This window comes from Stenotrophomonas sp. YJH_SMC_82 (assembly GCF_059368875.1).
Genome location: NZ_JCAFSE010000005.1, coordinates 399,046 through 409,500, shown reverse-complemented (window position 1 = coordinate 409,500; position 10,455 = coordinate 399,046). Strand labels below are relative to the sequence as shown.

Below are 10,455 nucleotides of genomic sequence, written 5' to 3'. Positions count from 1 at the left end.
CTGGCAACGTATCGCTTGCTTTAAAACAATTAATAGTTGCTTGATCAAACGTCTGCAAGATGGACAATCATCCTTCCTGCAGGCGCCTTCACAAGATACCTGCGCATACTTTCAAAGATCCGGGGAAGTGGCCTCAGCGCCGTTCCCGTGTGCTGCGAAGTTTCCTTCGTAGCGAGCCGCCCATTATAGCCGGCTTTTCCGCTTCGTCAACACCTTTTTTCAAGGTCGTCTCACCGGAGTGGACGTTGTTGCCGATGCTGCTTCGTCGTTGGACCCGAGGGCCTTTCGTCGTTGCGAGCCGCCTATTATGCCGGACTTTTCGAGTCCGTCAACACCTTCGTTCGATCAACTCGTTCGTCGGTGGTGGCGTCGCTGTTCGCGTGTCGTTTCCGGGGAAGCGATGCGCTGCAGCAAGGGAGCGAATTCTAGAGATCCTGCGGATTTCGTCAAGGCTTTTTTGCAGCGTGATGACAGAAGCACCGCGCCATCACGCATGACGTACGCTCGAAGATCACTGCGGCGTTGCCCGCGCGTTGCGCGGTCAACGCCGAAACCCTTATCAATGCAGGGATGCACAGTGGAGACAGGGCAATGAGCATGCAGGTGCGGCGCGCGTGGTGGCGCGATCTTTCGATGCCGGCAATCGTCGCTGGCTTCATTACGGTACTGGTGGGCTTCGCCAGCTCGGCCGTGATCGTGTTCCAGGCGGCACAGGCCGTCGGTGCCGACCAGGCGCAGATCGCCTCCTGGATGTGGGCGCTGGGGCTGGGCATGGGCGTGACCTGCATTGGCCTGTCGCTGCGCTATCGGGTGCCGGTGGTGACAGCGTGGTCGACCCCGGGTGCAGCGATGCTGGTGGTGGGTGCCGGCGGTGCTTCGCTCTCCGAGGCCACGGGCGCATTCCTGCTGGCCGCCGTGCTGGGCCTGCTTGCGGGTTTCTCGGGGGTCTTCGCGCGACTGATGCAACGGGTACCGATGGCGCTGGCCGCCGGCATGCTGGCCGGTGTGCTGCTGCGCTTCGGGCTGGATGTGTTCGTCGCCATGAACACCCAGCTGGTCCTCGCGCTGGCAATGTTCGCCACCTGGCTGGCCGGGCGCCGGCTGTTCCCGCGCTATGCGGTGATCGCCACGTTGCTGGTCGGCATCGCCGTCGCCGCGAGCCGTGGCCTGCTGCACGCCCAGCAGGTGCATCTGCAACTGGCGATCCCGCAGTGGGTGACGCCCTCGCTGTCGTGGACCGCCGTGGCCGGCATTGCCCTGCCCCTGTTCGTGGTCACCATGGCCTCGCAGAACATTCCCGGTGTGGCGGTGATGCGCGCGTCCGGCTACGACGCCCCGGTGTCGCCGTTGATCGGCTGGATCGGTGTAGTCAATACGCTGCTGGCGCCGTTCGGTGCGTATGCACTGAACCTGGCGGCGATCACCGCCGCCATCTGCATGGGCCGCGATGCGCACGAGGATCCGGCGCGCCGCTACACCGCAGCGATGGCGGCCGGCGCCTTCTACATTGTCATCGGGCTGTTCGGCGCCACGGTGGCCGCACTGTTCGCGGCCTTCCCCAGGGAGCTGGTGGCCTGCGTGGCCGGTATCGCGCTGTTCGGCACCATCGGCAACAGCCTGGCCAGCGCCCTGGCGGTGGAGCGCGACCGCGAGGCTGCACTCGTCACCTTCCTGGTCACCGCCTCGGGGGTCTCCCTGGCCGGGATCGGTTCGGCGTTCTGGGGACTGCTGGCCGGTGCACTGTGCCTGCTGGTGTTGCGGGCACGGACAGCGGCCTGAGCAACCCTATCAGGCCGGCATGATCAGGCCGCCATGCGGGCGACGGTATTGATCACCGCGTTGGCCGCCATGCCGATCACCACCGCCCACACGCTGGTGCCGCCACGACGCTGCAGTTCGGCACGGATGCGGTTGTGCTGCCCGGCGTGGGCAGCCTTCACTTTGCCCAGCAGTCGCGTGCAGTAGCGCAGGTACAGGGTGTTGGCGGTCACCGCGATGGCGAATCGAGGCACCGCCAGCAACGCCACCGTGAGCAGCGGGTTGGCGCGGGCCGCCAGCAGCGCGATGCCGATCAGGACCAGCTCGAAGAGGATGGCTGCCAGGTACATCTTCCGGTGCAGCAGCCAGTACGTCGGCACCAGGAAGGCGGGCCAGTGCCACGGTCGCGGCGGCTTCGGCACCGGGCTGCCCAGGTGCCAGCGCTGGCGATAGAGCGCCGCGTTGGGGCCGACGAGGAGGTTCAGGTAGTCCGCGTCGGACGGAGCGGGCGCGTCGTCCACCTCTGTGGCGGGCGCAAGATAGGGATTGCCATCCGCCGGGGAAACCGGCGGAGTATCCAGATGATTCATGTCGGCGATTCCTTGCCCAGGACGATCCAGCGGTAGCGGCAGCCACCGCTGGATCTGAAGCCTTCCCGGCCTCAGCCTGCCAGCGCCTGCCCCACCAGCATCACCGCAACGACGGCGATGGCCACCACCGCCGCCGCCAGTGCATTGGTGTCACCCCGTCTGGCCAGCTCGCTGCGCAGGCGCGCCTCGTCATCTCCCACCAACGCGCGCGCGCGGGCGATCTCACGCTGGCAATGCGCCAGGTACCAGCGGTTGGCATACACCGCGGCGGTGATGTTGATGACGAGGGTGATGACCGTCGACACGCCTTCCGGAACGCCCAGCAACGCCTCGGCGATGCTGAAGAACACCAGCACGCCGGCCCAGATCGCCGCCAGCCGGTACATCCTGCGGTACACCATCCAGATCACGCCGATCAGGAACGCCGGCCAGTGCCAGGTGCCGTTGCCGTCGGCAATGCCCTGGTCGAGCCGCCAGCGCTGTCGATAGATCGGGAAGTTGCCGCCGACCACGGCGGCGTACAAGGCGATGTCGCCTTCCAGCTGCGGCGCGGTCGCGGCCACCGGCGAAGCTGCCGGCGCACGATAGGGGTCGGACGGATCAGCGGTCGATGCGCCGCTGGCGCTGACGGCCTGCGCCGGTTCAATCGACGGCGGGGTCGGATCCATCGGCGCCACCGAAGGATCCAGCTCGGCCAGCGGCCGCCACGATGCCATTCCTTCCCGCCACATCAGCGTACGGGCGGTTACCGTGCCGTCCTGCTGCAGACGGCGCAGCCCGGCCAGGTCCACCGGCCCTTCGCTCTGCTTGCTGTTGGCGTACCACCACTGTGCGTCCTGCATGCCATCCATTCCTGTCGATCCCATGGTTACTCCGAACACCCCGCCACGGCCTGCAGCGGTTCACTGGCCAGTACCTGCACCAACTGGTGGCGCGCGCCGGGTGCAAGGGCAATCTGCTCCGGCCCGGCATTGGCTACTTCCAGGCACACGTAATCGTGCCAACCGTCGCCGACATCGGCCATCTTCGCCGCCGCCTCCGCGCCCGGATTCCACGCCACCAGGGTCTGGCTGCCTTCGCTGCGGATCTCGATCCGCCGCTGCAGGACGGGATCGCGAAGCACGTAGTGGCCACCGGCACCGGTATAGATGCGGTCGCTGCGCCCCGGATCGCGCGGGTCACGCAGCGACCAGGGCCCCTGCTGCCGGCGCAGCTGCGTGTAATCCTCGTACTTGTCCAGATAGTGCAGGCCATCGAGGCCGTCAACCTCGACACGACGGGCATCGCCTACCCGGAAGTAGCTGTGCAGGGCCTGGGTGAAAGCCACCGGGGACGGGCCGGTGTTCTCGGTGGTCAACTGCTGGCGCAGCTGGCGACCGATGCGCAGCTGCATCTGCAGGCGCAGGCCACACTCGGCAATCGACAGGGGCGCCAGCTGCAGCTCCAGTTCACCGTCATCGTCCTGGCGGGCCTGCAGCAGCTCCCAGCGCGCGGTGCGTACCAGGCCGTGTGCCGGCACGTCATCACCCTGGCCCTGGCGACCGAACCACGGCCAGCACACTGGAACGCCACCCCGGATCGGCGTGGGCAGCCCGGCCCGTTTTGGCGACAGCCACAGCAGGTCCGGCTGCCCCTCCGGGATGAACGACAGCAGCTGTCCACCGAACACGCTGATGGCCGCGGTGGCGCTGGGCGTGCGTATCTGCCAGGCCTCGAGCCCGTGGTACAGGCCGGTGCTGATGTCCGGGTTCGACTGCATGCTATGACGCTCCTTGAAGACCGCGGCGATGATGTCGCGGCCAGCCTGTGATCGGCAAGGTCTAGCGGGTGGCAGGCGTCCCTGCGGCTGCCTCCTGCTGCAACGCGCGCAGGATGCGCTGGCCGGCGCGCCCATCCGCATTGGCCCAGCCCAGGCGCTGCTGCTCGGCCTGGATCGCGCGGCGCGTGGCGGTGCCGATCATGCCGTCGGCGCTGCCGATGTCGTGGCCGCGGGCCAGCAGCAGGGTCTGCAGCTGGCGGCGTTCATCGCGGCCGATGCCGGGATCATCGGTCGGCCACGCGGTGGCCAGGCCGGTGCCGCCACGCAGCTGGTCGGCCAGCGTGGCGATGGCCAGTGCATAGCTTTCGGCGGCGTTGTAGCTGTAGATCGCATCGTAGTTGCGGAACACCAGCAGCGCCGGGCCCTTGATGCCGGCCGGCAGCAGCAGGGCGGCGCGCGCGTCGGCCGGCAGATTGGGCGGCACCAGCGCGCTGCCATCCAGCGCGGTCACGCCCTGCACGCGCCAATCGGCGAGGCCTCTACGTTGGGTGCGGCCCGCCTGGCTGGCATTGAAGCCGGGGGGAACACGGACCTCCATGCCCCACGGTTCGCCACTGCGCCAACCCGCACGCTTGAGGTAGTTGGCGGTGGACGCCAGCGCGTCGGGAATGCTGCCGACCAGATCGCGGCGGCCATCGCCATCACCATCGACCGCGATACGTGCGTAGGTGCTGGGCATGAACTGCGTATGCCCGAAGGCACCGGCCCAGGAACCGGTGAGCCCCTGGGCCTGCAGGTCGCCGCGGTCGATCAGCTTGAGCAGCGCCAGCAGTTCGCCACGGAAGAAGGCCTGGCGGCGGCCGGCGCAGGACAGCGTGGCCAGCGACTGCAGCAGCGGGCGCTTGCCGAAGACGCGGCCATAGTCGCTCTCAACCCCCCAGACCGCGACGATGGTGGCCGGGTCGACGCCATACTGCGCGGAGACGCGATCGAGCAGATCGCGATGTTGCTGCAGCAGGGTGCGGCCATCATCGACGCGCTGGCGGTCGACCAGCGCGGCCAGGTAATCCCAGATCGGCGTGGTGAATTCCGGCTGTGCGTCCAGCAGTCCGAGCACGCTCGGGTCCGGCGTGAGTCCGGTGGTGATCTCGTTGAAACGGTCGGCGCCGATGCCCTGGGTTGCGGCGGTGGCCTGCAAGCCCGCCAGGCAGCGGCTGAACGCCGGATCGTTGCTGGCGGCGGGGGCCGCAGGCAGCGTCGGGGTCGACGCGAGGGCGGCCGCCAGGCCGAGCGTGGTCAGAATGGGCATGGCGTCCTCCGTGTTGCCGTTGCACGGCCATCTTAGGGGCAGCAGTGCGGCCGAACCTGAAGGGGCACCGGCTGGCCGTCCCCCCTAGGCAACGCGCAGCAGGCGCAGGCCATAGGCGGGACTTTCGGCATCCCAACGCTGTGCGACCTGCAGGCCCGCCTGCTGCAACAGCGCGTCGAAGCTGTCATCGGTGTACTTGTGGCTGTACTCGACGCGGATGGGTTCACCGGCAGCAAAGTGGAAGGTGCGGCCACCGAGGTGGACGTCCTGCGGCCACTGGCTGACCAGGTCGGTTTCGATGCGCAGCCGCGCGGTGTTGTAACGGGCGCGGTGGCGGAATCCATCGAGATCGAAATCGCTTCCGATCTCGCGGTTGAGGCGGGCCAGCAGGTTGAGGGTGAATGCCGCAGTGACGCCCTGCGCATCGTTGTAGGCCGCTTCGATCAGCGCCGTGTCCTTGTGCAGGTCGATGCCGATCAGGGCCAGGCCGTCGCGGCCCATCGTCTGACGCATCGCCCGCAGCAGGGCGACGGCCTCCGCTTCGGCGAAATTGCCCAATGTGGAACCGGGGAAGAACAGCAGCCGTCGCGCGGGTTCGCGTTCGGGCATGGGCACGGCGACGGCGCGGGTGAAGTCCGCGCAGACCGGCAGCATCTCGATCTCGGGCAGCGCCGGCGCCAGGTGGTCGATGCTGGACAGCAGTGCGGCCCGCGAGATCTCGATCGGCGTATAGGCCACCGGATCCTGCAGCGCGGCCAGCAGCAACGCGGTCTTGCGGCCACTGCCGCTGCCCAGCTCCACCACATGCAGGCGCGGGCCGACCACGCGCGCGATATCGGGCAGCACCCGCGCCAGCAGCGCCAGCTCGGTGCGCGTGGGGTAGTACTCGCGGGTCTGGGTGATCTGTTCAAACAGACGCGAGCCGCGGGCATCGTAGAAGTACTTGGAAGGCAGCTGCCGCGATGCGCATGACAGACCGGCCAGCGCATCGGCCAGGATCTGCTGGCGGCTGGGGGTCAGGTCGGTCAGCGCCTGCAGCGCGTCATGCACCGTGCTCATATGAGGTCCCTGGCCAGGCGCAGTCCGGAGAATTGCCAGCGCGCCGGCGGCATGAAGAAATTGCGGTAGCTGGCGCGCACATGGCCACGGGGCGTGGCACAGCTGCCGCCGCGCAGCACCCATTGCCCGCACATGAACTTGCCGTTGTATTCGCCGAGGTTGCCGTCAAAAGAGCGGAAGCCCGGGTAGGCACCATAGGCGCTGGCGGTCCATTCCCAGACATCACCGAACAGCTGCCGCAGCCCACTGCCCCCGGCTGCCTGCGGGTGCAGGTGATCGTCATCGGCGAAATGACCGCGCAGGGGCTGCGACGCGGCGGCCGCTTCCCACTCGAACTCGCTGGGCAGGCGCGCACCGGCCCAGCGGGCGCAGGCATCGGCCTCGTAGTAACTGAGGTGGCAGACCGGCGCATGCGGATCCAGCTCGCGCCAACCACCCAGGGTGTACTCGCGCTGCAGGGCATCATCCCAGTACAGGGGGTGCTGCCAGCCTTCGGCTTCTCGCAGCGCCCAGCCTTCGCTGAGCCACCAGCGCGGTTCGTGGTACCCCCCTGCCTCGATGAAGGTGCGGTACTCGGCATTGCTGACGGGACGCTCGGCCAGGGCATGCGCGGGCAGCAGCACGCGGTGTGGCGGCGATTCGTTGTCGTAGGCGAAGGCGGCGTGCCGGGGCCATGCCGCGGCACCGACGGTGACGATGCGTTCGGGCGATTCGATCCAGCCCTGCGCCGTGGCGGTGCTGGCGACGGGCCGCAGGTCCTCGCGATACGGTGGCTGCAGTGGATTGCACCAGAACGCATGCTTGATGTCGGTCAACAGCAGTTCCTGGTGCTGTTGTTCGTGCTGCAGACCCAACTGCAGGTGGTGCAGCGCCTGCGCGTCGAGGTCACCGGCTGCCAGCCGTGACTGCACCTGCATGTCGACCTGTTGCCGGTAGTCGCGCACCTGCTGCAGCGAGGGCCGCGACAGCAGACCGCGTTGCGGCCGCGCATGCGCCGGGCCGATGCTCTTGTAATAGCTGTTGAACAGATAGTCCCAGGCCGGGTCATGCGCGGGCGTGGTGGCGAAACCGGCCAGCACGAAGCGTTCGAAAAACCAGGTGGTATGGGCCAGGTGCCACTTGCTGGGACTGGCGTCGGCCATGCTCTGCAGCATGGCGTCCTCGGCACTGAGCGGCGCGGCCAGCTGCAGGCTGCGCGCCCGCACCTGTGCAAAGCGGCGGGCGAGATCGCGCTGCGGGGCAGCGACGGCGGTGGGTACGCTGTCCATGCCGGAAGCATCGGCGCAGGACGGTGAGCGCAACGTCATGGCACCACATCACCACGTTCACATGACAGCGGGCACGCGCATTCAAGAAGCGCGTGGGGACGCCGCTAACGGCAATGTTGCGGCCGCATCGTCACCGCACTGGACTTACCGCGTGCCCCTGCATCCGCTCCGCCAGCCTGCGCATTACCTGTTCGTGCTGCCCGCCGTGCTGGTCGTCCTGGTGCTGTGGATGGCGCTGGGCACCGAGGATGTCGCCAGCCCGGCGCAGCGCATCCTGCCCTGGCTGCTGGCCTGTCTCGGTGCAGGCCTGGCCCTGCTCTACCACCAGATGCGCGCGTTGTGCCTGCTGCTGGTGGTGGCGGTGGTATTCGCCCTGCTGCACGGGGACGTCGGTGGCTACCTGCGCAGCGGCCATGTCGACGCCCTGACCCCGCTGCGCTTCCACGCGATCTCGGCGTGGGTGCCGCTGCTGTTCGCCGGACTGGCACTATGGCCGGAACGCGGACGCCGACGCCAGGACCTGCTGCTGCGCAGCGTAGTGTGCGGCGCGGCGCTGCTGGTCTTCCTGCTGCTGGCGGCACAGCAGCCGCGGGGGATGCACGATCTGCTGTCGAACCGTCACTGGGCCTGGATTCCCGCCAACTGGAACGCGTTGGCGCAGTTGCCGGCGCTGCTGTTCCTGCTGGCGACCGCAGCGCTGGGCTGGCAGGCCTGGCGGCATCCGCGGCCACTGCACACGGCAATGCTGCTGGCCCTGCTGTGCCTGTGGTGGATGCTGCCGCGGATCTTCCTGCAGCCGGTGCTGCTGCCGGCGCTGAGCAGTGCCGCCCTGCTGCTGATGCTGGGCGCGATGCTGCAGGAATCCTTCCACATGGCCTTCCGCGATGAGCTGACCGGCCTGCCGGGGCGACGGGCGTTCAACGAGACCCTGCAGCGGGCACGCGGTACCTACAGCATCGCGATGGTGGACGTTGACCACTTCAAGTCATTCAACGACACCCATGGTCACGACACCGGCGACGATGTGCTGCGCCTGGTGGCGTCGCGGCTGGCGCGGGTGGGCGACGGTGGCCGTGCGTTCCGCTATGGCGGCGAGGAGTTCGCGGTGGTGTTCCTGGACCGGCCGGCGGCAGCCTGTGTCGATGCCGTGGAAGCATTGCGGCAGAGCATCGAGGACACCCGCATGCAGCTTCGCGACCGCAGCACCCGCAGCCGTGACGACGAAGCCGGCCGCCAGCGGCGCGGACGCGGTGGCAGCGGCCAGGTGGTACAGGTGACGGTGAGCATCGGGCTGGCCGACAGCCGCGTGGATCCGCGGCCGATGGCCGTGGTCAAGGCCGCCGACCAGGCCCTGTATGTGGCCAAGGACGGGGGCCGCAACCAGGTGCGCGCGCACGGCGGCCAGCGCGTTCTGGCAGCGCACAGCGCGTAGTGCTCAGACCGCGTCGAGGTAGTACCAGCGGCCGTCGATGCGTTGGAAGCGGCTGTGCTCGGTCATCCTCACCGCGCTGCCGCCGCCGATGCGGTAGCGCGCGGTGAAGCGGACTTCGGCGCTGTCAGCACCAGTGACAGTGTGCTCGTGCACGGTCAGGCCCAGCCAATGGGTGCGCTGGCCGTGGGCATCGTCCAGCGACAGCTCGGCCGGACGCGTGTCCGGATGCCAGGACTGGCGCAGGTAGTCAGCCAGGCCACGCACATAGGCGCTGTAGCGCGAACGCATCAGGTGCTCTGCATCAGGCGCGGCTTCACCGGCATGGAAACGGCCACAGCAGGCGGCATAGTCGGCGGGAAGGCCACAGGGGCAGGGATCGGCGGGTTTTCGGCTCATGCCGGCATTGTCGCCGGGTTGCCGGGATTGATCCACGCGGGGCCGCAGTCGCCCGGAGCAGGACAGGCGTATGCTGTCGCGCCCCCTCCTTGATTGATCGCCGTGCTGGAACTGGTTCCCCCTGAGTTGTGGTGGCTGGTGGTGATCGCCTTCATCGCCGGCCTTGTGGATGCCGCTGTCGGTGGCGGTGGCCTGGTGCAGCTGCCCGGCCTGTTTACGGTGCTGCCGCAGCAGACGCCGGCGATGCTGTTCGGTACCAACAAGTTCAGTTCGATGTTCGGTACCGGTGCGGCCGCCTGGCGCTATGCGCGCAACGTGCGCTTCCCGTGGAAGCCGGTACTGTTCGCGGCCGGTACCGCCTTCATCTTCTCCTTCGCCGGGGCCACCGCGGTGAGCCTGCTGCCCAAGGACGCGGTGCGCCCACTGGTGCTGGTGCTGCTGATCGCGATGCTGGCCTACACGTTGTGGAAGAAGGACTTCGGCGCGTTGCACCGGCCGCAGGAGATCGGCCGCCGCGAACTGGCGATCGCGCTGGCGATCGGTGCGGCGATCGGCTTCTACGACGGCTTCTTCGGGCCGGGCACCGGCAGCTTCCTGATCTTCCTGTTCGTGCGCTTCTTCGGCCTGGATTTCCTGCGTGCGTCAGCGGCGTCGAAGGTGGTGAACCTGGCGACCAATGTGGCGGCAATCTCGTTCTTCGTACCGACCGGCAACATCCTGTGGCTGTTCGCGCTGCCGATGGCGGCGGCCAACATCATCGGCTCGGTGGTGGGCACGCGCCTGGCGTTGAAGGGCGGCACGCCGTTCATCCGCAAGTTGTTCGTGGGGCTGGTGGTGGTACTGATCGCGCGGATGGCGTGGGATACCTTCCGCGGTGCGTGAAT

General features: G+C 68.0%; 10 protein-coding genes. 3 read left to right on the top strand and 7 right to left on the bottom strand.

Annotation, left to right across the window (positions count from 1 at the left end; genetic code table 11):
- Window positions 1-591: 591 nt before the first annotated feature.
- On the top strand, window positions 592-1,779 hold the full coding sequence (locus AC5P53_RS19355) for a benzoate/H(+) symporter BenE family transporter (protein ID WP_046433322.1): 1,188 nt from the start codon (window positions 592-594) through the stop codon (window positions 1,777-1,779).
- A 23-nt stretch (window positions 1,780-1,802) separates the two neighbouring features.
- Here AC5P53_RS19355 and AC5P53_RS19350 read toward each other — a convergent pair whose 3' ends face one another.
- The 6 genes from AC5P53_RS19350 to egtB form a co-directional block, all read right to left on the bottom strand.
- Window positions 1,803-2,348, bottom strand: coding sequence for a DUF2628 domain-containing protein (locus AC5P53_RS19350; protein WP_495227495.1), 546 nt, complete (start codon window positions 2,346-2,348; stop codon window positions 1,803-1,805).
- A 71-nt stretch (window positions 2,349-2,419) separates the two neighbouring features.
- Window positions 2,420-3,190, bottom strand: coding sequence for a GYF domain-containing protein (locus AC5P53_RS19345; protein WP_032960164.1), 771 nt, complete (start codon window positions 3,188-3,190; stop codon window positions 2,420-2,422).
- Window positions 3,191-3,216: 26 nt separating this feature from the next.
- On the bottom strand, window positions 3,217-4,107 hold the full coding sequence (locus AC5P53_RS19340) for a D-hexose-6-phosphate mutarotase (protein WP_262087894.1): 891 nt from the start codon (window positions 4,105-4,107) through the stop codon (window positions 3,217-3,219).
- Between the two features lie 61 nt (window positions 4,108-4,168).
- Window positions 4,169-5,416 (bottom strand): lytic murein transglycosylase, encoded by a 1,248-nt coding sequence (locus AC5P53_RS19335; protein WP_262087895.1) that lies wholly within the window; start codon window positions 5,414-5,416, stop codon window positions 4,169-4,171.
- Window positions 5,417-5,500: 84 nt separating this feature from the next.
- On the bottom strand, window positions 5,501-6,475 hold the full coding sequence (egtD, locus tag AC5P53_RS19330; protein ID WP_495227494.1) for an L-histidine N(alpha)-methyltransferase: 975 nt from the start codon (window positions 6,473-6,475) through the stop codon (window positions 5,501-5,503).
- Window positions 6,472-7,743 carry an ergothioneine biosynthesis protein EgtB gene (gene egtB / locus AC5P53_RS19325; RefSeq protein WP_495227493.1) on the bottom strand — a complete coding sequence of 424 codons (1,272 nt, stop codon included), beginning with the start codon at window positions 7,741-7,743 and terminating at the stop codon, window positions 6,472-6,474. The genes egtD and egtB overlap by 4 nt, the downstream gene beginning before the upstream one ends.
- A 151-nt stretch (window positions 7,744-7,894) precedes the next feature.
- Between egtB and AC5P53_RS19320 the strand changes: the two genes are divergently transcribed.
- A complete protein-coding gene (locus AC5P53_RS19320; RefSeq protein WP_495227492.1) occupies window positions 7,895-9,175 on the top strand; it encodes a GGDEF domain-containing protein in 1,281 nt (426 codons plus the stop codon).
- A 3-nt stretch (window positions 9,176-9,178) separates the two neighbouring features.
- Here the strand turns inward: AC5P53_RS19320 and AC5P53_RS19315 are convergent, their stop codons facing one another.
- Window positions 9,179-9,571, bottom strand: coding sequence for a YchJ family metal-binding protein (locus AC5P53_RS19315; protein ID WP_164077933.1), 393 nt, complete (start codon window positions 9,569-9,571; stop codon window positions 9,179-9,181).
- Between the two features lie 102 nt (window positions 9,572-9,673).
- Between AC5P53_RS19315 and AC5P53_RS19310 the strand changes: the two genes are divergently transcribed.
- Entirely contained in the window at window positions 9,674-10,453 is a 780-nt protein-coding gene (locus tag AC5P53_RS19310; protein WP_032960169.1) for a sulfite exporter TauE/SafE family protein, read from the top strand.
- Window positions 10,454-10,455 lie beyond the last annotated feature (2 nt).